This window comes from Vibrio sp. 10N.261.51.A3 (assembly GCF_041471965.1).
GTDB classification, from domain to species: domain Bacteria; phylum Pseudomonadota; class Gammaproteobacteria; order Enterobacterales; family Vibrionaceae; genus Vibrio; species Vibrio crassostreae_C.
The window spans coordinates 1-21406 of record NZ_JBFRPK010000051.1 but is presented as its reverse complement, the minus strand read 5'-3'; the positions used below and the strand labels follow the sequence as shown (position 1 = coordinate 21406).

Genomic DNA, 21406 nt, shown 5'->3' with positions numbered 1-21406 from the left:
ATTAACCCTGCAGCACTTTATTCAATACAGACACCACTTCATCTTGTTGTTCAACGGTCATAGCGTGGAACATTGGTAACGAAATCGCTTCTCGGTAGTAATACTCAGACTCAGGGAAGTCACCTGATTTAAAGCCAAGTTGTTGGTAATACGGCTGAGTATGCACTGGAATATAATGCAAGTTCACGCCAATTCCATTAGCACGCAGTTCATCAAATACTTGCTTGTGCGTTTTATCAATATTATCTAACTGCAAGCGAATTACGTATAGATGTAAACCTGAATAGGTTTCTGGTAACTGGTATGGTAACGTAACGGGCAAATTCTTTAGCAGCTCGTTATAACGATTCGCTAATACGTGTCTCGCAGCAACAAACTCACTGAGACGAGACATTTGTGAAACACCTAAAGCCGCCTGTAACTCGGTCATTCTGTAGTTATAACCAAGCTCAATCTGTTGGTAGTACCAATCACCATCAGATTCGCCTACCATTAAGTCAGGGTCACGAGTAATACCGTGGCTTCTAAAGAGGTTCATTTGTGTGGCTAGGTTTGAGTCATTGGTTAATGCAGCACCACCTTCAGCAGTTGTCACTATTTTTACAGGATGGAAGCTGAATACGGTAACATCTGAATACTGACACGAGCCAATCGGTGTATCAAGGTAGCTCCCTCCAATGGCATGCGATGCATCTTCAATCACTTTGAAATTGTATTCTTTCGCTAAACGACCGATCGCTTTCATGTCACAGGGTTGACCACACAAGTGAACCGCAACTAATACTTTAGGTAATCTACCTTTAGCCTTAGCTGCGATTAACTTCTCTTCTAACTTAATAGGGCAAAGGTTATAAGTCGCTGCGTCAATATCAACAAAATCAATTGTCGCACCGCAATATAGACCACAATTACTTGAGGCAACAAAAGTAACTGGCGTAGTCCATAACAAATCCCCCTCACCTAACCCTAGGGCTAAGCAAGCTATATGCAAGGCTGAAGTGGCACTGTTAACCGCTAATGCATGTTTAGCCCCAGTAAAGTCCGTTAATGATTTTTCAAACGCTGGGACCTGAGGACCTTGCGTTAAAAAGTCTGATTTTAGTACATTGATCACTGCTTCAATATCTTGCTGTGAAATCTCTTGCTTGCCGTAAGGTATCATTTTCTAAGCCTTAAAATTAGGATCTACATGATCAACGATTAACTGACGTAAACCTTCTACTGTTTCCCACTCAGTATTTGTACCTGAGTTATATTTAAAGCCAAAAGGCACTTTTTCTGCTTTGTGGTGAGCAATGTATTCAGCTTCACTGTATGTGTAAGAAACTGAAGGAAGAATTGCGTAGTATGGACCTAAGTCGATTGTGTTAAGAGAGTCTGTATCTGTAATCATCTCTTCGTGTAGTTTTTCACCTGGGCGAATACCCACGTCACGAGTTTCACACTCAGGTGCAACCGCTTCTGCAATATCTAGAATCTTATATGATGGGATCTTAGGAATGAAGATCTCACCACCTAGGTGATTGTCTAGCGCAAACATAACTAAATTAACACCGTCTTGTAACGAAATGTTGAATCGAGTCATCTCTTTGTGAGTGATTGGTAACACACCATCTTTACGCTTCTCTAGGAAGAAAGGGATCACAGAGCCACGAGAGCCCATTACGTTACCGTAACGTACAACACTGAAGCGAATGTCCTTTGAACCACGAATGTTGTTTGCCGCTGCAAACAATTTATCTGAAGCTAGCTTAGTCGCACCGTATAAATTGATCGGAGCACATGCTTTATCAGTCGATAGAGCAACTACGTCTTTAACACCACAAGCTAGAGCAGCATGGATAACATTCTCAGCACCGTCAACGTTCGTACGAATACACTCTGTCGGGTTATATTCTGCCGTATCTACCTGCTTAATCGCAGCAGCGTGAATAATCACATCAACGCCTTCACAAGCTTGTGTCATACGCTCTTTATCACGAACATCGCCAATGAAGAAACGTAGTTGAGGGAAGTCGTATGCTGGGTACTTTTGCTTAATTACAGATTGCTTCAGCTCATCGCGAGAATAAATGATGATCTTTTTAACATTTGGGTGACGCTCTAGAATTGTTCTGATAAATTGCTTACCAAATGAACCTGTACCACCAGTAATTAAAACTGTTTTATTATTTAACATGGAATACTTCACTTTTTGTTAAGTTTTCACTACCACGGAACCACAGGATGACTCATGTTTCCGGGTACCGGATTGTACGCAATCAACACTCAAAGTACGTTATGTACTAGCACCGAATGCTACTTTAAATTTAGATGCCTCGCTTAAAAACACACATCTACCGTATATTACAGGCAAGCTACCGCCCCTTGATAACTATGCGAAATCACACTACGCGGGTTAAGTCGAAGATAGGCATTCAAAGATTTATTCTACCTATAAGTAAAGCCACATTATCCATAATGTGAACACAGTAATCAAAGTTTTTGTCTTTCTTGAATAACTCAAGTACTTAACGAAATCAGGTGCAGTGAGCTTGATAATGACTCCTCTTAGAAGCAATATTTACCACTTGACACATACAAATAGTCACACAATTGATCACTTTTATTAGGTATCATGCTAATTTTTTGCAAAACATAGATGAGATAGTTTTTTTAGCTCTCAAGTCTTATGTACATAAGCATCTTAATATCGCTATACTTCTACCCAAGAAATTTTTCGCCCAATAACGAATAAGAGTTCAAGATATGCAAGAGTTAGTTCCATTTGTTCAAGAGAATATGATTTTAGCCATCGTATGGATCGGCTTGGTTGTTGCCATCATTGCGAACGTAATCAAAACATCAAATGCAGCGTACAAAGAGATCACGGCAGCGCAAACCACACACATGATTAACCGTGAAAACGGTGTTGTGGTTGATATTCGTACTAAAGATGAGTTCAAAAAGGGCCATATTACGGACGCAGTTCACATTTTGCCGTCAGATATCAAAGCAAATAGCTTTGGTAGCCTTGAAAGCCACAAAGCAGACCCAATCATCGTAGTATGCAAGACAGGTCAAACCGCTCAAGAAAGCGCGAACTTGCTGGTTAAAGCAGGTTTCGAAAACGTAAGCGTACTGAAAAGCGGCTTAGTGGCTTGGAGCGAAGCTAACTTACCTTTGGTTAAAGGTAAGAAGTAGTTAAAGGTGAAAAACTTTTAAAGACAAGCAGTAAGCTGACCCGATTACACGAATATAACTTTAAGGTTTTGTTCGGCAGATATAACGAACAAAACCTAATTTAAATTTTTAAGGACAAGAAAATGGCTGAAGCAGCACAACAAAACTTCGCAATCCAACGTATCTTCCTAAAAGACGTCTCTTTCGAAGCGCCAAACTCTCCAGACATGTTTCAAAAAGAGTGGAACCCAGATGTAAAACTGGACCTAGACACTCAAAGCCGTGAACTTGGCGAAGGCGTTTACGAAGTAATCCTACGTCTCACTGTTACCGTTAAGAATGCTGAAGACACAGCGTTCCTTTGTGAAGTTCAACAAGGTGGCATCTTCTCTGCAAGCGAAATGGAAGCTGGCCAACTGGCTCATTGCCTAGGTGCATTCTGCCCGAACATCCTGTTCCCATACGCGCGTGAAACAATTTCTAGCCTAGTGGTTAAAGGTACCTTCCCACAACTGAACCTAGCTCCAGTAAACTTTGATGCTTTGTTCATGAACTACCTACAAAACCAAGCTCAACAAGCTGAAGGCGAACAGGCTTAAGTCTCAAAGTAGAACTTAACTCTAACGATTCAAGCGCTAGTTAGCTTTTAAATGCACATCGCAACTTCTGCGATGTGCATTTTTTCTTTACACTGTACTAAGATTGAAAGCTCTTCTTATTTTAGTGGATAGCTTTTTCAAAACTCTTCGATTTCCCTCATTATTTTTAGGTGGAAGCATGACAGAAACAACTCGCCCGACTAATACGGCAGACGCTTACGGTAAAGACAGCGCTTACGGCAAAGAGATCGCCATGACTGTCATTGGTGCAGGTTCTTACGGAACCTCTTTAGCTATCTCTCTAGCGCGTAACGGTGCAAACGTTGTTCTTTGGGGGCATGACCCTGCTCATATGGCTCGCCTTGAATCTGAGCGCGCTAATAATGAGTTTCTACCAAATATAGAATTCCCAGAAAGCCTGATCATTGAATCAGACTTAGAAAAAGCAGTGACTTCAAGCCGAGACCTTTTACTTGTAGTCCCGAGCCACGTATTTGGCGTTGTGCTTAATAGCGTTAAACCTTACTTAGCCTCAGACTCTCGCATCTGTTGGGCGACCAAAGGCTTAGAGCCAGAGACAGGACGCCTGCTTAAAGATGTCGCGCACGATGTGCTGGGTGATGGCTACTCTTTAGCGGTTCTATCCGGGCCGACCTTCGCCAAAGAGTTAGCGATGGGCATGCCAACGGCTATCTCTGTCGCTTCACCAGATGAAGTATTCTTAGAAGAGCTGCAAGAGAAGATCCACTGCGGTAAAACATTCCGCGTATACGCAAACTCAGATTTCATCGGTATGCAACTTGGCGGCGCGGTGAAAAATGTTATCGCAATTGGCGCAGGCATGTCGGATGGCATTGGTTTTGGTGCCAATGCTCGTACTGCACTGATCACGCGTGGCTTAGCTGAAATGAGTCGCTTAGGTGCTGCACTGGGTGCACAACCCGAAACCTTTATGGGTATGGCGGGGCTGGGCGATCTAGTACTAACCTGTACTGATAACCAATCACGTAACCGTCGCTTTGGGTTAGCTTTAGGCTCAGGTAAAGACGTCGACACGGCACAAGAAGAAATTGGCCAAGTGGTCGAAGGTTATCGCAACACCAAGGAAGTTTGGTTATTATCAGAACGCATGGGCGTTGAGATGCCAATTGTTGAACAAATTTATCAAGTGTTGTATCAGGGAAAAGATGCACACTTAGCAGCACAAGATCTACTTGCACGAGACAAGAAGTCAGAGCGATAACATCGCGTATTCAGTCGTGGGATAAAATAGATAAGATGGATGGTAAAATGAAACACTGTGAACAACAAAAAGTTTGGCAATGCATTGTGAAGGAAGCTCGACAGCAGTCGGAGCAAGAACCTATGCTTGCGAGTTTTTACCATGCCACCATTATCAACCACGAAAGCTTAGGCGCTGCATTAAGTTATATCCTAGCCAATAAGCTAAAGACGGCTTCAATGCCAGCAATGGCGGTGCGTGAAGTGGTTGAACAAGCATTCAAGCAGGACCAATCTATTATTGATGCTGCCGCTTGTGATATTTGCGCGACGGTAAATCGAGATCCTGCGGTCGAGATGTACTCAATGCCTCTGCTTTATCTAAAAGGCTACCACGCCCTTCAAGGTTACCGAGTGGCTAACTGGCTATGGAAGCAAGGCCGTATTGCGCTTGCCACTTACCTACAGAACCAAATTTCGGTTGCTTGCCAAGTGGATATTCACCCAGCGGCTCGTATCGGTAAAGCGATCATGCTCGACCACGCGACAGGTATTGTGATTGGTGAAACCGCTGTCGTTGAAAATGATGTATCGATTCTTCAAGACGTTACTTTAGGTGGTACGGGTAAAGAAGGTGGCGATCGTCACCCTAAAATCCGCGAAGGCGTAATGATTGGTGCTGGCGCTAAAATCCTTGGCAATATTGAAGTGGGTGAAGGCGCGAAGATTGGTTCTTGCTCTGTGGTTCTACAAGCCGTACCACCTCATACAACAGTCGCTGGGGTTCCTGCAAAAATTGTAGGCAAACCAAAAACCGATAAACCATCTTTAGATATGGACCAAGGATTCAATGGTCGCTCTCAGAACTTCATCCATGGTGATGGGATTTAAGAGCAGGTTCGGGATTCAACGAATAACCGATAGCCGAGATGCGAAAAGATTTAAAAGCAGCTGTTGATCATGAATAAGAGCAAAATGACGATAATGATGAAACAAATTCGAGCCATTAACCGGACTCTTTTGATATCTGCCAGCCTTTGTGTTGCTCTTTTATCTACATCGTCATTTGCCGCCTCTCAGGGGGAACTGAAAGGCGTAACGAGTGAAATATCTCGCCAACAAAAAAACCTATCCTCACAGCAGAAAAAGCTCGATAGCCTGCAAGCAAGCCTCAAGAAACAAGAGCTATCCATCGCTTCGCTTGAAAAAGCGATACTCGATAGTAAAAAGCAGCTCAATACGGCCAATGCAAATCTTGCTAACTTAGACGCTAAGATTAAAGCGCTTACTGCTCAGAAAAAAGTCCATACCGGTAAGTTAGAGCAACTGATTCAGACTTACTACATGACAAGTCGAGCTAAAGCGTCTTCTCACATCCTCAACACCGGTGTAGAAGAAGATCGCATCAGTCACTATTACCAGCACCTTGCCAAAGCTCGCTCCGCAACAATCAACACGATTGAACAGACGCAACTTGAACTAGAAGAAAGCCACAAACAGCGTCAACTCGAGCAAGAACAGATAGCAATACTGCTAAAACAACAAACCACCAAGCGCGATACGTTAGCCAAAACCCAAACACAACGTAAGAAAACCGTCGGTAGTATTAAGAAGAATATTTCTGGCGACAAAAATTACTTAGCAGAGCTTCAGCGCAATGAAACTCGCCTAAAAGCTGAAATAGCGAAAGCAGAAAAAGCGGCTCGAGAAAGACGTAATGCCGTCCCTATGGATGGGTTAGCCAAACGCAAAGGTAAACTGCCTTGGCCAATCAAAGACAAAGTTCTACATAACTACGGTTCACGCCAAACGGGTCAAATAAACTGGAAAGGCATGGTAATCAACGCCAAGTACGGCCAGCAGGTAAAGTCTGTTTATTCAGGCACAGTAGTATTTGCAGAGTACTTGCGTGGTTATGGCTTAGTGGTGCTACTTGACCACGGTAAAGGCGATATGACGCTCTATGGCTTTAACCAAGCGCTTTTAAAGAAAGAAGGTGACAAAGTTAAAGCGGGTGAAGCGATTGCACTTGCTGGTGACACTGGCGGCCAAACGCGCCCATCACTGTATTTTGAAATTCGAAGAAACAGCCAAGCTCAGAATCCAAAGAGTTGGTTAGTTCGATAAAGAGCAGATACGGGATGCGAGTATCTTTCTTCGAATCCCGTATACCGCTTACTCGTCTCTTTCTATTTAGAGTTCAACGCCCTTACACCATCTTCCAATAATGTCAGCTGCTCAAAACCTTGAGCTGTCGCAATCGGTTTAACGGTCGCGATCATCTGTAGCATTCCTTGATGTACCACTTGCTCGGTAATTTGGGCTTTTGGAGACATCGCAGATTGATAAGCTAACCAACCCGATGCGATCAAGTGAAGAGAAGTGACCATCGACTTCATTTCCGTATCCGTTGCTTTGAGCAAGTTCAATTCAACGAAGGCTCTCATAATATCCACAAGATTCGTTTGCAGCTTTTCTTGTACGGCCATGTAATCAAGGTGGAGTTTTTCATCACGTGACAATATTTCAGGTAGGTTCGCATAGAAGAATCGGTACTTCCACATCAACGTGAAGATAGAATCTAAGTAGCGCTTTAGTAGCGTCAGGCTTTCTTGTTGCCCTTGAATCGGTGTGAACCTTTCAAGTAACTCTGTCGAATAGAGAGTAAAGATGTCACGGACAATTTCTTGCTTGTTGCGGAAATGGTAGTAGAGGTTACCAGGGCTAATCTCGATATGCTCAGCAATATGATTGGTCGTAATACTACGCTCACCGTGCTCATTAAAAAGCTCTAGAGCAGCGTAAACAATCTTGTCACGTGTTTTCATTAGTTATTAGTATCCCTATCCGTTTAGGGGTTCAGTATATCGCCACTAAACGGATAGATCGAGCTGTTAACATCTGGTCGAATTAGCAAGCGCTAAAACTAACCTTCTATCAATCACTCTGTAATCAATCACTGCCAAACAGATCTCGTGTGTACACCTTATCTGCAACGTCTGCGATTTCTTCTACCATTCTGTTAGATACAATCACATCCGATACAGCTTTGAACTCTTCTAGGTCAGAATAAACCTTCGAGTTAAAGAAATGCTCTTCTTCCAATACCGGTTCATACACGACGACTTCGATGCCTTTGGCTTTTAAACGCTTCATGATCCCTTGGATGGAAGAAGCACGGAAATTGTCAGAGCCCGACTTCATGATCAAACGATAAATACCGACAATTTTAGGCGAGCGCTTAATAATTGAATCCGCAATGAAGTCTTTTCGGGTACGGTTTGCATCAACAATCGCACCCACAATGTTGTTTGGTACATCTTGATAGTTTGCTAATAGTTGCTTGGTGTCTTTTGGTAAGCAGTAACCACCGTAACCAAATGAAGGGTTGTTGTAATGATTGCCGATACGAGGGTCTAAGCCAACACCTTCTATGATCTGACGAGAATCCAAGCCATGCGCTTCCGCGTAAGAATCAAGCTCATTGAAATAAGAAACTCGCATCGCTAGATAAGTATTTGAGAATAACTTTACTGCTTCTGCTTCCGTTGAGTGAGTAAACAGTACGTCGATGTTTTCTTTTTCCGCACCTTCCACAAGAAGATTCGCAAACACTTTAGCGCGTTCAGAACATTCACCAACGATAATACGTGATGGGTGTAGATTATCGTACAGGGCCTTGCCTTCACGCAAAAACTCCGGTGAGAACATGACGTTTTCGCAGTTCAGCTCTTGCTTAATACGCTCGGTATAGCCAACCGGCACCGTTGATTTAATAACCATCACCGCATCAGGATTGATCTCCATGACGTCTTTGATGACAGATTCTACAGAGCTGGTATCAAAATAATTGTTTTTAGGGTCATAATCGGTAGGTGTAGCAATGATGACAAATTCAGCATTTTTGTAAGCGGCTTTATCCGTTGTTGCCATGAAGTTCAGCGTCTTATTTGATAGAAAGTGCTCAATCTCATTGTCTACAATCGGTGACTGCTTATTGTTTAGCATTGCCACTTTTTCATCGATGATATCTACCGCAATGACTTCATGATGTTGTGCCAAAAGCATAGCGTTTGATAGACCCACATACCCTGTACCGGCTACTGCAATCTTCATGATAATACCTATAGTTTTGAGTAATTAACTCAACATAATTTATAACTTAGCTTGCCGTATCATACTCTGGTTGGGGAATTATTCCACTAGCCCGCTTTATCCATTCCTTGCTATACTCGTGACAGTTTTGTATTCAAAAGAGTTAGAAATTATGATTATCGTAACTGGTGGTGCTGGCATGATTGGCAGCAATATTGTTAAGGCGCTTAATGAAGCGGGCCACAACGATATTCTAGTCGTCGACAACTTAAAAGATGGTAAGAAATTTAAGAACCTTGTAGACCTAGACATCACAGATTACATGGATCGTGATGACTTCCTAACTCAAGTCATGGCCGGTGATGATTTTGGTCATATTGAAGCTGTTTTCCATGAAGGAGCATGCTCTGCTACCACTGAGTGGGATGGCAAATACATGATGCTCAACAACTATGAATACTCAAAAGAGCTACTTCATTACTGTGTTGAACGTGAAATTCCTTTCTTGTATGCCTCTTCAGCTGCAACTTACGGTGAAACCGACACTTTCATTGAAGAACGAGAGTACGAAGGTGCATTGAATGTCTACGGCTATTCAAAACAACAATTTGATAACTACGTTCGCCGCTTAACCGCGGATGCAGCAGCACACAACGAAAAGCTTTCGCAAATCGTAGGGTTTCGTTACTTCAATGTTTATGGTCCACGCGAGCAACACAAAGGCAGCATGGCCTCTGTCGCTTTCCACCTAAACAACCAAATGAATTCCGGTGAAAACCCGAAATTGTTCGCAGGTAGCGAAACCTTTAAGCGTGATTTTGTGTATGTAGGTGATGTTGCGGCTGTAAACTTGTGGTTCTTAGAAAATGGGGTATCTGGCCTCTTTAATCTAGGTACTGGCAATGCTGAGTCGTTTGAAGAAGTCGCCAAGGCAGTTATCAAGCACCATGGTAAAGGCGAAATCGAAACGATTCCTTTCCCTGAGCATTTAAAAGGTGCTTACCAAGAATTCACTCAAGCAGACCTAACGAAGCTTCGCGGTACAGGTTGCGATATCGAGTTTAAAGCAGTAGCCGATGGCGTTGCTGAGTACATGAAGATCGTAAACGCTTAACGGTATATTTCAGATTAGGACCAATAATACACCCTACTTTTAGCGTGTATTATTGGGAATGTCTAACGAATATAATCATTCCCAGAGTGACCGATATTAAGTTAACTCTCTGATTTAAATAATGTAGTGAATGAATGACCACACAACGCAATGATTTTGATCCAAAAGCTTACAATCCTGAGTTTGAATGGGGTTTTCTAGCACCTAAATACTGGGGAACTTGGATTGCTGTTTTGTTATCGTCTTTAGTCTGCTTCTTACCTAATAGCATTCGTTTAGCATTAGCTAAGTTTATGGCTAAGCAAGCTGTAAAAATTAAGAATAAGGCTAACCGCCGGGCTCGAGTGAATCTTGAGATGTGTTTCCCTGAGCAATCTATCGAAGAGCGCGAAGAAACTCTCTATCAGTCATACGTTACTTCCATCTCATTTTTGATGGGATTTGCTTCACTGACACTCAAGAGTAAAACTTGGCTAGAGAATAATACTTCGATAAACGGCCTAAGCAACCTAACCGATATTATAGACAGTGGCGAGAATGTGATCTTGCTGGTGCCACACACATGGGCTATCGATATCCCAGCGGTATTATTAGCTTCACGCAATTTACCTGTATCTGCGATGGCGAAAGCACAAAAAAACAAACTCAGTGACTGGCTAATGCACCGACAGCGCGTGCAATACGGCGGTCGTGTTTATGATCGCAGCGGTGGTATCAAACCTTTCATCAAGTCGGTACGTGATGGGTACCTGGGTTACTACCTCCCTGATGAAGATCTTGGCCGTGAGCACAGTGTCTTCGTTGACTTTTTCGCGACTCAAAAAGCAACTATCTCAGGCCTTGGTCGCCTATCAAAACTGAGTAAAGCTAAAATTGTGCCCTTGTTTGCTCAATACGATAGCAGTACAGGCCAATACACCTTGGACTTCTACCCTGCTCTACCCTTCCCAACAGGAAGCGAAGAAGAGGACGCACGTATGATGAACCAATGTATTGAAAATTACGTGAGCAAAAACCCAGAGCAATATATGTGGATCTTAAGACTGCTTAAGACTCGTCCGGAAAATCATGTCAATCCTTATAAATAATATGTTTCGAAAAATAATAAACACTATACACTTACTCCCTATATACTGGGCTGTGAGTGGTCTTTTCATTGTCAATAACGGTGATAAAATATTAGTTAGCCTAATTTTAGCATCTTTAATCACAAAACTACTATCTCACTTCCTTAGAAAAGAAAAAATATTAATAAATTTTAATTTATTAATATTTTCAATTTTTGCTGTAAGCATTTACGCATCTATAAAATATTTTTACAATGGGTATAGCTCATCTGAAATAAGAGTATTAATTAGCACACTACTCTATGCCACATTATCATTACCTAAAAAAATAAAACATGAAACTTTAATTTATACAATCACGATAAGCTCTATATTTATCTTATCACAAACAATTAACATATTGGAGTTGCAAGGATTAACACGTAAGCAACTACCTCTAAATGCAATTCCTTATGCTAACTTTACTGGATTGCTATCTATAATATCCCTTTACCTTGCCTATATTAATAAGAATAAACTTTTAGTCTCCCTCTCTATTCTTAGCTTCATTTTGCTAACTATAAACGTAATCCTTGTAGATACAAGAGGTACCTGGCTTGCATTGATTGCAGTTTATATTACTATTATTTTTCTTGTTTTCTTGAAAAATAAAAACTGGAAGGTAACTCTTATTTTTCTTTCATTATTCACAACTATAGCAGCGTCAAGCTACCCTATTATAGAAAATAGAATAGATCGTTCCATTCATGAGGTAGAGCTACTAACTGAGGGTAATTTAAACTCTTCATGGGGCATAAGGCTACAGTTATGGATGGTGGGCTATGATATCATAAAAAACAATCCGTCATTGGTAGGCTTAGGACAAACAGCTCACATTAAGATCATTCAAGACATGTATGAGAGAGGGGAAGTAAAGAAATCATTAGCTAAATTTGATAATAAGAACTTTCATAATAGTATCATTGATCGCACTGTAAAATATGGATTTTTAGGTCTTGCTTTGTATCTATCTATAATATTAATACCATTCTTTTATGGTATTAATAATTTATCTTCCAGTTCCTCACCACTACTAGTAATTATGCCTATATTTTTATTTTCTGCCGGTCTAACCTATATTCCCCTATCTCACCCCGGAACATACTTCTTATACTTATTCACCTCAATTATATGCATAAACAAAATTAAGGCAGAAAAGTAAACTATGAACTTATATATATGCTCGACGCTGAGACATTTATTATTTGCAATTTCCAAGGCATCAAATAATCCTAGAGAAAAATCGACTATATTGTTTTTTTATGACTACCAAAACATAGATCCAAAAAAAATAGAAACCAACACATTGAAAAGTAATATACAGATTTTAACCTTAACACGGGCTTCTATAAAAAAAGAGTTAAAAAAAACGACCATTGGTAAGGTTCTGTTTTTTTTAGCAATGAGAAATACTCTCCCTAACAAAATAACAAGCTCATTAATGGCTAATAAATTATCAAGAATAAAAGAGATCAAATGGCTCTCTGATATAAATAAAATTTCGCTGTTTCTATTTAATGATAAAAATAAAATGGCTCGTATTTTTAAGTTACTAGTAACAAAATATGAAGTTATTGAAGATGGCGTGGGAAATTATTTTAGCATACCAAAAAAAGGAATAAGTCGGTACTTAAAACCTGTGAATATTAAGGGCAACAACACTTGGATTATAGGTGAATGTAATAGGTGTACAGCAATCAATGTAACTACCCCTGAGAACCTCCCCCTTAAAGTGCAAGGAAAGGGAAGAGAAATAGATTTTTTAGGTACATCTCATAGCTTAGATTTCATTAATCGTATATTTAAATTCACTCCAAAAATACCAAAAAACTGTAACAATATTGTTATTATAGCGACACAACCACTATCAAAGCACTTAGCCAAAAATCTAAATGATACACATTACTTCATATACTTACACCGAATTATTGCAGATATGCTAGACAGGAGAGGTATTAATTTTTACATAAAACTACACCCGAGTGAAAATATTGACTCATACCTCCACGATTTTGATAGAAACAAATTTTTATCTGTAAAGCACCCATTAGAACTTGAGTTGATAAATAGTACTAGTAATGTGAAAATAATTTCTATAAATTCAACTGCTGGTCTCGGATTTGAGTCTTTCTGTAATAGACAAAAACTTATAAGAGACGAAGAGATGGGGTCATTCAATGAAATAATAATTCACTGGAAGAATAACCCCAATAGCCTAATAAGCCGAATTGAAAAAGCTTTATAGCTCCATTCTAAGTTTAGTTAAAAGTGATTAAACTGTAGTGGAGTTCCAAACTGAAGATCTTGTTTAGCCATTTTTCCTAAAACATCATCCAGGTACTTTGGTAGAATTCCATTTCCTGGACGAATAGATCTAACATGCTCAGTAGTAAAAACCTCACCTTTTTTTATATCTTTAACAATATATAGTGAGCGACGATGACATTTAGTTTTAAGTTCTTCTTCAGTACTGATAAAGTTTGGTTTTCCGATAGCTTCAAATGCCATATTGCAATTAGTAACTAAAGAAGTAAGTTCTTCCTTTTCTAAAGAGAAAGCTGAATCAACCCCACCATCAGCACGCGCCAATGTGAAATGCTTTTCAATAACACAAGCCCCTAAAGCAACTGCAGCAACGGAGACTCCTATATCCATTGTGTGATCAGAGAGCCCAACTTCAACACCAAATGCATCACGCATTACTGCTAATGTGGAAATATTCGCTTGTGAGGCGGGAGTAGGATAACCGCTAGTACAATGAAGTAAAACAATATCTTTTGCTCCAGCACCTTTTGCTGCCGCCACAGCTTCCTCTATTTCTGCTAAATTCGCATTTCCCGTCGACATAATCATAGGCTTACCTGTCACTGCTACTTTCCGAATCAGTGGTAAATCGATTAACTCAAAAGACGCGATTTTGTATGCTGGTGCATTTAAACTTTCAAGAAAGTCTACTGCCGAATGATCGAATGGAGAACTAAAAATCGTTATCCCAAGCTTTTCTGCCTCATCAAACAATATTTTATGCCACTCCCAAGGTGTATGAGCTTGCTCATATAAATCATATAATTTAGCGCCATCCCATAGCCCCCCACTGATAACAAACTCTTCACTATCATGATTAATTGTGATCGTATCTGCTGTATAAGTTTGTAACTTTACTGCATCAGCCCCTGCATCTTTTGCTGCTTTAATCAACTCAATTGCACGGTTTATATCACCATTATGATTACCGGACATCTCGGCGATAATATATGGTTTGTGATTACGTCCAATATTTCTTTCTGCTATTTTCATATATTTCTACTTATAAAATTAAAAAATAATATCAATATTTTGATTTCCATTTAGCTTCTTGCTCTAGGTACCACAGACCCGCATATTTGTTAAATGAGGATTGAGCAAAGTTCACTGCCATTAATAGACCACGACTACCGTCTAAAAATCCTAATCGGATAATATAAATTAGGAAAAATGTCCAAACTGAGCGCACAATAGCGAAAGGAATCCCTAAACTTGGCTTACCCTTGCTGTAATATTTTTTTGTGGTTTCCCAACCATATACTCGGCTTTTTTCCATCAAATGATCAAAGCCACGCAACGAGTTATGCATCAAAAAACCTTTTTTCAGTGTAGATACCTTCCCTTCAGTTTCTACATTTGCATGTACTACAACTTTAGTAATAGAGGCTCCTTCACGCTTAAAAAGACGTTTAGGGGCTCTGGATGAACGACCAAAACGCATTTGTTTACCTAAGATAAGGTTACCCCAAGGTAGCTTGAAGGCTACTTCTTCTAAATTCGGATCACTTAACTGAAGTGTTATCTCGGATTTCATATCTTCATCCAAGTATTCATCTGCATCAATAATTAGTGCCCAATCACACGTAGCCTGTTCAAAAGCTCTAGCCTTCTGATAACCATCACCAGGCCAATCTTCGGTAACCCAGACTTTATCCGTATATTCTCTTGCTATTTCAACTGTCTTATCCGTGCTACCAGAATCATAAACAATTATTTCATCAGCAAAACCTTTTAGCGATTCAAAACAAGGTCGAATACGGTCTTCTTCGTTTTTACAAATAATTAACGCTGATAATGTTCTCATTGAATCAATATACCTTTTTCATTGAGCTAGTTTGAATGACCTAGTAAACGTTCAAAATACTTTAAGTGTTCGGCCACTGTCACTTTAGAGCTAAAATGACGCGCTAGCCTCTCTTTTGCAGCAAGCCCCATATCAGAGCACTGCTGTCTGTCTTGGGCGATTTTGTTAATAGCTTTACCTAATGCCTGAGCATCAGCAGTAGGAACAATAAAACCTGTTTGGCCATCCTCGACAAGCTCTGGAGCTCCACCTGTAGTCGTAACAACTGATGCTGTTCCATTAGCCATCGCTTCAATAATTGTACGAGGCAGCCCCTCACCACTAACCGATGGCTGTACCTGAAAATCAGCCATGGCCATTAATGATGGAATATCTTTTCGATGACCAATATAGTGAATTCTATCTGAGATCGGGCTATTTTTCATCTCGTCGAAATGGGGCTCATAGCCACTACCTGCAAGAACCAGATGAAAATTGGGTGCTGTAATATATTCAGTCGCCTCGAGGAGAACAGATATTCCCTTGCTAGGGCGCACGTGCGCAGCGCAAAACGCAACAACATCAGTCTGATTCAGTTCTAGCGACTCTCTAGAAGTAGGATCGACTTGATACCACTCTAATTGATGCCCCTTATATATGGTGACAACATTATCTTTGTTCTTCCAAACTCGCTTGATAACATCCTGTCGAACAGCTTCAGATACGCAAACGATGCCATCAACACGGGGGTGAAGTTGAGTTAAGTAGGCACTTGGATCATGTCGATACAAGCCGCCCGTTGTTCCCCTGTAGGCGATCAACTTTACTTTAAGTCCAATACATGCAAATGCCGCATTCGGAATAGTTTTTGAGTTAAAAGCATAACAAATATCATATTCACCACTCTTTAACTCTCGTCGAATGGTCTTGATCGTATCAAAACAAACCTTTCTTTTAGGATAACAATCGATGACCTTCACACCATTTGTTCGAAGCCGATCTACGTATTCAGACTCACCTTGGGTCATAACCGTAACGCTATGGCCCTGATTTGCTAGTTCAACAAATATCTCCGCTTCAGGGCGAATACTATTCCAAGCATGTAGATACGATGCACAAACTAATATTTTCATTATTCAGCCCTAGAATTTCCAATAGTTTAATGATTTACGGATTTTAAAGTTACGAATCCAATTTTTTGGTTTTTTATCCTGCCAACCGCTTTCTAGCACATCCGTAATAGCACTCAGAACTCTCGCTGAGGATTGACCGTCCAAATATGGCGTTATTGACGGACCATAATTAGCAATGGCTTTATCTCTTGCTTCATCAGGCAGCATCGCTTGTTGAATTGCTGATTCTAACTGTTCCGCTTGGGTTATATTAATGAAGCTCGTTTGAGGGTCTCGATTATTGACCGTAACAACAGGCTTATTGAGCAACAAAAACTCCTGAAAAATCGATGAGTTGTCACATACCATCACATCAGCACGATGCTGCATCTCAATCACTCGATCATTATCGAAGAACAGAAGATTATCACCTTCCAACGCTTGGTATTTCTCTCGTGTCTCTAGCTTCATTTTAGGGTGCAGTGTGACTAACCATTGCCACTGGCTCAGTTTGCTTAAGCGCTTAAGCTCTTCATAAACCAATTCGGCACAGGATAAACTTGGCGAAAAAGTGGAAGCGAATAGAATTTGAGGTCTTTCAAAATGCTTGTCACTGGTTTGATAATTAAACAAGCTATCGAGCTTCAGCCACCCGGTCTCTTTAACTTGAAAATAGCCGCGCTGCTTAGCTAGCGGCTCAAGCGAGCTTGTTCTTTCATGGCCTTCGGTGCAATACAAATCAAATAGACCACGTTCAGGGTATAAGTTCCCACGTTTGCTCTCGTTCAAACCATGAAATACTTGTACCTTCAACCCTGGAATAAACGCTGGAACACGATCGCCGGGCACTAGAACGGCAGAAGGATTAAAGGCAATAGCTTCTGTCAAAGAGACGCTCTGCTCTTGATCCAGTAAAAGATGTTCAGAAGCGTCTTCACCAACAAGCAACCACTTAACCTCATGGCCGAGTTGCTTCGCGTAATCATAGAATGGGCGAAGAATAGCAAATGAATAATTTTGCTCGACGTAGAGCAAGAAACGATAGGTTTGATCGGTTTGCATAAGCGATGAGATAAAATTCACCATGTCCGTTTGAAAGCGCAACTAAGCATTTAATTATAACGCTCTTTACTTTCGAGATTGAAGAAAATACTCTTCTGAATATTGATTTTGCCTTCTGGTGTCACTGTTCTTATGCTTATACGACTTATCTATACTCTCATATTGTCATTAGCTTCTCCGCTACTGCTGTATGGGCTTTATAAGAGCAAACCTGGAAAGCCAAGTTTTGGTCAGCGTTGGAAAGAACATTTCGGGATCACACCGCAAACTCAAGGTAAGAATCCTATCTGGATTCACGCAGTATCGGTTGGTGAATCGATTGCCGCCGTACCGATCATAAAGCAACTGAAGCGACGCAATCCAAACCAAACCATTATCGTTACCACGACAACCAGCACGGGTGCAGAGCAGATAGAAAAACTCGGTGATTTAGTCGAGCATCGCTACATGCCGATTGATTTTTCTTGGTGTATTCGAGGTTTTTTGAAGACTGTTCAGCCTAAACAGATGCTAATCATGGAAACCGAGTTATGGCCAAACACACTGCACTGCGTCGCGAAAGCTGGAATCCCCATTTCGGTACTCAACGCTCGCCTATCTGAACGCTCGTGCCAGCGTTATGCTAAATTCCAAGCCGTTTTTGATCTCTTAGCCAAAAATCTCTCTCAAGTACTTTGCCAATACCCAAGTGATGCTGAGCGTTTTATACGATTAGGGTTAGATAAAGCATCTGTGCATGTGACTGGGTCGATCAAGTTTGATATTGAAGTTTCAGCTGAACAAGTATCAAAAGGCAAAGCGTTACGTGAACAAATTGGCTTTGAACGCTGTGTGTGGATAGCAGCCAGCACTCATCAAGGCGAAGATGAAATTATCTTAGACGCTCATAAACAGCTCCTTAAAGACAATCCAAATACCTTGCTGATGATTGTGCCTCGTCACCCTGAACGATTCAGCCAAGTGACGGAACTGGCTAAACAGCAAGAATTCAACACCATCACTCGAACAAGTCAACAACCTATCGCCTCTGATGTTGAAGTGTATATTGCTGATACGATGGGAGAAATGTTGACCTTACTCGGTGGTGCTGATGTGTGTTTTATGGGAGGAAGCCTTGTAGGCGATAAGGTAGGTGGCCACAATCTTCTAGAACCAGCAGCCCTACAACTACCTTTATTGAATGGTCCTAGCTACTTTAACTTCAGCGAGATCTCAGACAAGCTACTGGAAGCCAATGCCGTGGTTATATGTCAAGATAGCCAAGATATCGCAGGCCAACTCCAACGACTGTTCAAACAATCAGAGCTGCGCAAAACTAAAGGCTTAGCGGCTTATCAAGTAGTTGAGCAGAACCGAGGGGCGTTGGATAAAACCTTGGAATACATTCTTAGCTAACAACTATTTGACCTAATTAGCCTTGGTAGCCCTTTAACATCTAACCTTGATAACCCTTTAATATCGGCTCCCAATCCGACTCTTGCCATTGAATCTGGCGCTTGTTCACTTCTTTTAAGAACGAGCGCTTTAAGCGATTCAAGTTGCCTTCTTTCCAGTCATCACCCGCTTGCTGACCACACTTATCAAAGTCAATAATCCACACCCTTTGCGAGTCATCAAGCAGGATATTATGAATGTTGAGATCGGTATGATTAACCCCAGCATCGTGCATCTTGCGTACCTCTTGGCCAATTCGACGATAAACATCCGCATCTATCGGGCCATTGACCAAGACATCAACCAGATCTTTGGCATTGGGAATTCGTTCAGACATTAAGTCCGCTCGATAAAGTAGTCCGCTTTTAATGGCTCTAGCAGCAATGGGCTTCGGTACATTCACACCTGAGTTTGCCAATGCCTTGAGAACATTAAGCTCCATCGCACAGCGCGTGCTTTCCCAATCAGAGAAGCGATATTGGTCTTCGACTAGCTTCCCAAACAATCCGCCACGGCGATAATGGCGCAATGCGGCCTGTATTCCATCAAGCTGAATGAACCATGTGGTACCGCGTCCTTGAGCACTGCCTGAAATGGCGTCTTGTTGCTGCCAATATTCAGCCTCAAAAATCTGAGCGATATCGCCCTCTGGTACCTGAGCCAAAAGTTCAGGGTCGTACCAAATTGTTTGGTTCTTGGTGCTAATCGTTTCCATCTATGAGGCCTTTGGGTCGCTTTTCGTCATTGCTATTTTACAACTAATGCGAGTATCTGCATAATTCTGATGTTATTCACTTTTTTCGGGCACTTTATGTCACTGTTCTCAACTGCACCTCAATCTCTTTGCATACTTCGCCTCTCCGCGATTGGCGATGTTTGTCATGCTATTTCTGTGGTTCAAGCCATCCAGAAGCAGTGGCCTGAAACGAAAATCACTTGGATAACGGGCAAAATAGAAGCCATGCTGATCGGCGATCTACCCGGTATTGAGGTGATTGTTTTCGATAAGAAACAAGGCTTCAAAGGAATGCGTGAATTATGGCGTCAGCTATCTGATCGTAAATTTGATGCACTTCTGCATATGCAAGCCGCACTCAGAGCCAGCGTGCTATCTTGGGGAATAAAGGCGAAGTGCAAAGTGGGATTTGGCAAAAACCGTACTCGTGAAATGCAGTCACTCTTTACCAACCACCATCTACCTATTTCAGATAAGTTTCATGTGTTGGATAACTTTGCCGAATTTGCTCGCTACATTGGTGCCCCCTTCGATAAGCCTCAATGGGATATCCCTTTAACACCTGAAGATGAACAACTCGCAATTAGCACCATGGCAGACAAGCCGACCTTGGTTATCTCCCCAGCTGCAAGCAAAGATTCACGCAATTGGTTAACTGAGCGATATGCAGCTATTGCTGATTATGCTGTCGAACAAGGCATGCAAGTGGTGTTATGTGGTTCTCCGGCACCAAGAGAAGTTAACCTTGGTAGCGACATCGAAAAATTATGCCAGTCGCCAGTAACCAACTTGATTGGCAAAACGAACTTGAAGCAACTGACTGCCGTACTGAAACATGCAACGGTGGTATTGGCACCTGATACTGGCCCAGCCCACTTGGCAACTACGCAGTCAACGCCTGTAATCGGCTTGTACGCACACAGCGACCCTCGTAGAACAGGACCTTACAACGATCTCGATATCGTAGTGAGTGTTTATCAACAGCACGTAGAAGCACAACAAGGTAAACCAGTCGCAGACCTTCCATGGGGAACCCGTGCTAAAGGCGATGACCTGATGAAAGACATCACACTCGATATGGTAAAGCAGCAACTCGATAAGGCCTTAAACTCTAGTAAAGCACCGAATTCGAACACTACATTAAGCAAGGACAGCTAAAATGAGCACACACGTTATTTATCCAGGAACTTTTGATCCGGTGACCAATGGCCACCTTGATATCATTGTTCGTGCCGCTAGCATGTTTGACCATATCACTGTTGGAGTAGCAGCGAGCCCAAGTAAAAAAACCATGTTTGAGTTAGATGAACGTGTAGAGTTGTTACGTGATGCGGTGTCTCACTTACCTAACGTATCTGTAGAGGGATTCTCAGGGTTACTAGTCGACTTTGCTAAACAGCAGCAAGCAAACGTATTAGTACGTGGTCTAAGAACAACCATGGACTTTGAGTACGAGTTTGGTCTCACTAGCATGTATCGTAAGCTCCTACCTGGCCTTGAAAGCGTATTTCTGACCCCTTCAGAAGAGTATGCTTTCCTCTCTTCAACCATTGTTCGTGAAGTCGCTATACACGGAGGGGATATTAGCCAGTTTGTACCTCAAAAAGTAGCAAACGAAATCACAATAAAAACAGCCAAATAATTCTCTTTATCTACTCCGAAATCGAGTAGGAGGAGG

General features: G+C 41.4%; 21 protein-coding genes. 12 read left to right on the top strand and 9 right to left on the bottom strand.

The window, feature by feature from the left end:
* Position 1: 1 nt before the first annotated feature.
* Both pseC and pseB read right to left on the bottom strand, forming a co-directional pair.
* Positions 2 to 1162: a UDP-4-amino-4,6-dideoxy-N-acetyl-beta-L-altrosamine transaminase gene (gene pseC / locus AB4371_RS12985; RefSeq protein ID WP_372149933.1), complete on the bottom strand. Its 1161-nt coding sequence runs from the start codon at positions 1160 to 1162 to the stop codon at positions 2 to 4.
* A gap of 3 nt (positions 1163 to 1165) precedes the next feature.
* Entirely contained in the window at positions 1166 to 2179 is a 1014-nt protein-coding gene (pseB, locus tag AB4371_RS12980; protein ID WP_372149931.1) for a UDP-N-acetylglucosamine 4,6-dehydratase (inverting), read from the bottom strand.
* Positions 2180 to 2748: 569 nt separating this feature from the next.
* Between pseB and AB4371_RS12975 the strand changes: the two genes are divergently transcribed.
* The 5 genes from AB4371_RS12975 (at position 2749) to AB4371_RS12955 (ending at position 7109) form a co-directional block, all read left to right on the top strand.
* A complete protein-coding gene (locus AB4371_RS12975; protein WP_016786319.1) occupies positions 2749 to 3183 on the top strand; it encodes a rhodanese-like domain-containing protein in 435 nt (144 codons plus the stop codon).
* Between the two features lie 122 nt (positions 3184 to 3305).
* On the top strand, positions 3306 to 3761 hold the full coding sequence (secB, locus tag AB4371_RS12970) for a protein-export chaperone SecB (protein ID WP_372149929.1): 456 nt from the start codon (positions 3306 to 3308) through the stop codon (positions 3759 to 3761).
* 178 nt (positions 3762 to 3939) lie between these two features.
* The gene (gpsA, locus tag AB4371_RS12965; protein ID WP_017070569.1) at positions 3940 to 5004 is read left to right on the top strand and encodes an NAD(P)H-dependent glycerol-3-phosphate dehydrogenase; all 1065 of its coding nucleotides are present in this window, start codon (positions 3940 to 3942) and stop codon (positions 5002 to 5004) included.
* 47 nt (positions 5005 to 5051) lie between these two features.
* Positions 5052 to 5873: a serine O-acetyltransferase gene (gene cysE / locus AB4371_RS12960; RefSeq protein WP_009847961.1), complete on the top strand. Its 822-nt coding sequence runs from the start codon at positions 5052 to 5054 to the stop codon at positions 5871 to 5873.
* Between the two features lie 84 nt (positions 5874 to 5957).
* Positions 5958 to 7109 (top strand): murein hydrolase activator EnvC, encoded by a 1152-nt coding sequence (locus AB4371_RS12955; protein WP_372150040.1) that lies wholly within the window; start codon positions 5958 to 5960, stop codon positions 7107 to 7109.
* A 62-nt stretch (positions 7110 to 7171) separates the two neighbouring features.
* Here AB4371_RS12955 and AB4371_RS12950 read toward each other — a convergent pair whose 3' ends face one another.
* Both AB4371_RS12950 and AB4371_RS12945 read right to left on the bottom strand, forming a co-directional pair.
* The gene (locus AB4371_RS12950; protein ID WP_004733226.1) at positions 7172 to 7810 is read right to left on the bottom strand and encodes a TetR/AcrR family transcriptional regulator; all 639 of its coding nucleotides are present in this window, start codon (positions 7808 to 7810) and stop codon (positions 7172 to 7174) included.
* A gap of 124 nt (positions 7811 to 7934) precedes the next feature.
* Entirely contained in the window at positions 7935 to 9098 is a 1164-nt protein-coding gene (locus AB4371_RS12945; protein ID WP_372149928.1) for a nucleotide sugar dehydrogenase, read from the bottom strand.
* Between the two features lie 151 nt (positions 9099 to 9249).
* Between AB4371_RS12945 and rfaD the strand changes: the two genes are divergently transcribed.
* From rfaD to AB4371_RS12925, 4 genes are all read left to right on the top strand, one after another.
* Positions 9250 to 10191 carry an ADP-glyceromanno-heptose 6-epimerase gene (gene rfaD, locus AB4371_RS12940; protein WP_017063102.1) on the top strand — a complete coding sequence of 314 codons (942 nt, stop codon included), beginning with the start codon at positions 9250 to 9252 and terminating at the stop codon, positions 10189 to 10191.
* Positions 10192 to 10325: 134 nt separating this feature from the next.
* Positions 10326 to 11279: a lauroyl-Kdo(2)-lipid IV(A) myristoyltransferase gene (gene lpxM / locus AB4371_RS12935; protein ID WP_372149925.1), complete on the top strand. Its 954-nt coding sequence runs from the start codon at positions 10326 to 10328 to the stop codon at positions 11277 to 11279.
* Entirely contained in the window at positions 11260 to 12459 is a 1200-nt protein-coding gene (locus AB4371_RS12930; RefSeq protein WP_372149922.1) for an O-antigen ligase family protein, read from the top strand. Before lpxM ends, AB4371_RS12930 begins: the two co-directional genes overlap by 20 nt.
* A gap of 3 nt (positions 12460 to 12462) precedes the next feature.
* A complete protein-coding gene (locus AB4371_RS12925; protein ID WP_372149919.1) occupies positions 12463 to 13542 on the top strand; it encodes a polysialyltransferase family glycosyltransferase in 1080 nt (359 codons plus the stop codon).
* 17 nt (positions 13543 to 13559) lie between these two features.
* Here AB4371_RS12925 and pseI read toward each other — a convergent pair whose 3' ends face one another.
* From pseI to AB4371_RS12905, 4 genes are read right to left on the bottom strand one after another with little or no spacing between them, the layout of a single operon-like run.
* Positions 13560 to 14594 carry a pseudaminic acid synthase gene (gene pseI, locus AB4371_RS12920; RefSeq protein WP_372149916.1) on the bottom strand — a complete coding sequence of 345 codons (1035 nt, stop codon included), beginning with the start codon at positions 14592 to 14594 and terminating at the stop codon, positions 13560 to 13562.
* Between the two features lie 31 nt (positions 14595 to 14625).
* Complete coding sequence (locus AB4371_RS12915; protein WP_372149913.1) at positions 14626 to 15405, bottom strand: glycosyltransferase family 2 protein; 780 nt, start codon at positions 15403 to 15405, stop codon at positions 14626 to 14628.
* Between the two features lie 26 nt (positions 15406 to 15431).
* On the bottom strand, positions 15432 to 16517 hold the full coding sequence (locus AB4371_RS12910) for a glycosyltransferase family 4 protein (RefSeq protein WP_372149911.1): 1086 nt from the start codon (positions 16515 to 16517) through the stop codon (positions 15432 to 15434).
* 9 nt (positions 16518 to 16526) lie between these two features.
* Positions 16527 to 17558: a UDP-N-acetylglucosamine 2-epimerase gene (locus AB4371_RS12905; protein ID WP_372129182.1), complete on the bottom strand. Its 1032-nt coding sequence runs from the start codon at positions 17556 to 17558 to the stop codon at positions 16527 to 16529.
* 132 nt (positions 17559 to 17690) lie between these two features.
* On the opposite strand from AB4371_RS12905, the gene waaA reads away from it, so the two are divergent.
* Entirely contained in the window at positions 17691 to 18953 is a 1263-nt protein-coding gene (gene waaA, locus AB4371_RS12900) for a lipid IV(A) 3-deoxy-D-manno-octulosonic acid transferase (protein ID WP_372149908.1), read from the top strand.
* Positions 18954 to 18993: 40 nt separating this feature from the next.
* Here waaA and AB4371_RS12895 read toward each other — a convergent pair whose 3' ends face one another.
* Positions 18994 to 19707 (bottom strand): 3-deoxy-D-manno-octulosonic acid kinase, encoded by a 714-nt coding sequence (locus AB4371_RS12895; protein WP_017071073.1) that lies wholly within the window; start codon positions 19705 to 19707, stop codon positions 18994 to 18996.
* 96 nt (positions 19708 to 19803) lie between these two features.
* On the opposite strand from AB4371_RS12895, the gene AB4371_RS12890 reads away from it, so the two are divergent.
* Positions 19804 to 20886, top strand: coding sequence for a glycosyltransferase family 9 protein (locus AB4371_RS12890; protein ID WP_017063093.1), 1083 nt, complete (start codon positions 19804 to 19806; stop codon positions 20884 to 20886).
* Position 20887: 1 nt separating this feature from the next.
* Complete coding sequence (coaD, locus tag AB4371_RS12885) at positions 20888 to 21370, top strand: pantetheine-phosphate adenylyltransferase (RefSeq protein ID WP_371714009.1); 483 nt, start codon at positions 20888 to 20890, stop codon at positions 21368 to 21370.
* Positions 21371 to 21406 lie beyond the last annotated feature (36 nt).

Excerpts from the sequence above, each read along its gene's own strand:
- pseC (WP_372149933.1), bottom strand. The coding sequence starts at position 1,162 with ATGATACCTTACGGCAAGCAAGAGATTTCACAGCAAGATATTGAAGCA.
- pseB (WP_372149931.1), bottom strand. The coding sequence starts at position 2,179 with ATGTTAAATAATAAAACAGTTTTAATTACTGGTGGTACAGGTTCATTT.
- AB4371_RS12975 (WP_016786319.1), top strand. The coding sequence starts at position 2,749 with ATGCAAGAGTTAGTTCCATTTGTTCAAGAGAATATGATTTTAGCCATC.
- secB (WP_372149929.1), top strand. The coding sequence starts at position 3,306 with ATGGCTGAAGCAGCACAACAAAACTTCGCAATCCAACGTATCTTCCTA.
- gpsA (WP_017070569.1), top strand. The coding sequence starts at position 3,940 with ATGACAGAAACAACTCGCCCGACTAATACGGCAGACGCTTACGGTAAA.
- cysE (WP_009847961.1), top strand. The coding sequence starts at position 5,052 with ATGAAACACTGTGAACAACAAAAAGTTTGGCAATGCATTGTGAAGGAA.
- AB4371_RS12955 (WP_372150040.1), top strand. The coding sequence starts at position 5,958 with ATGACGATAATGATGAAACAAATTCGAGCCATTAACCGGACTCTTTTG.
- AB4371_RS12950 (WP_004733226.1), bottom strand. The coding sequence starts at position 7,810 with ATGAAAACACGTGACAAGATTGTTTACGCTGCTCTAGAGCTTTTTAAT.
- AB4371_RS12945 (WP_372149928.1), bottom strand. The coding sequence starts at position 9,098 with ATGAAGATTGCAGTAGCCGGTACAGGGTATGTGGGTCTATCAAACGCT.
- rfaD (WP_017063102.1), top strand. The coding sequence starts at position 9,250 with ATGATTATCGTAACTGGTGGTGCTGGCATGATTGGCAGCAATATTGTT.
- lpxM (WP_372149925.1), top strand. The coding sequence starts at position 10,326 with ATGACCACACAACGCAATGATTTTGATCCAAAAGCTTACAATCCTGAG.
- AB4371_RS12930 (WP_372149922.1), top strand. The coding sequence starts at position 11,260 with ATGTCAATCCTTATAAATAATATGTTTCGAAAAATAATAAACACTATA.
- AB4371_RS12925 (WP_372149919.1), top strand. The coding sequence starts at position 12,463 with ATGAACTTATATATATGCTCGACGCTGAGACATTTATTATTTGCAATT.
- pseI (WP_372149916.1), bottom strand. The coding sequence starts at position 14,594 with ATGAAAATAGCAGAAAGAAATATTGGACGTAATCACAAACCATATATT.
- AB4371_RS12915 (WP_372149913.1), bottom strand. The coding sequence starts at position 15,405 with ATGAGAACATTATCAGCGTTAATTATTTGTAAAAACGAAGAAGACCGT.
- AB4371_RS12910 (WP_372149911.1), bottom strand. The coding sequence starts at position 16,517 with ATGAAAATATTAGTTTGTGCATCGTATCTACATGCTTGGAATAGTATT.
- AB4371_RS12905 (WP_372129182.1), bottom strand. The coding sequence starts at position 17,558 with ATGCAAACCGATCAAACCTATCGTTTCTTGCTCTACGTCGAGCAAAAT.
- waaA (WP_372149908.1), top strand. The coding sequence starts at position 17,691 with ATGCTTATACGACTTATCTATACTCTCATATTGTCATTAGCTTCTCCG.
- AB4371_RS12895 (WP_017071073.1), bottom strand. The coding sequence starts at position 19,707 with ATGGAAACGATTAGCACCAAGAACCAAACAATTTGGTACGACCCTGAA.
- AB4371_RS12890 (WP_017063093.1), top strand. The coding sequence starts at position 19,804 with ATGTCACTGTTCTCAACTGCACCTCAATCTCTTTGCATACTTCGCCTC.
- coaD (WP_371714009.1), top strand. The coding sequence starts at position 20,888 with ATGAGCACACACGTTATTTATCCAGGAACTTTTGATCCGGTGACCAAT.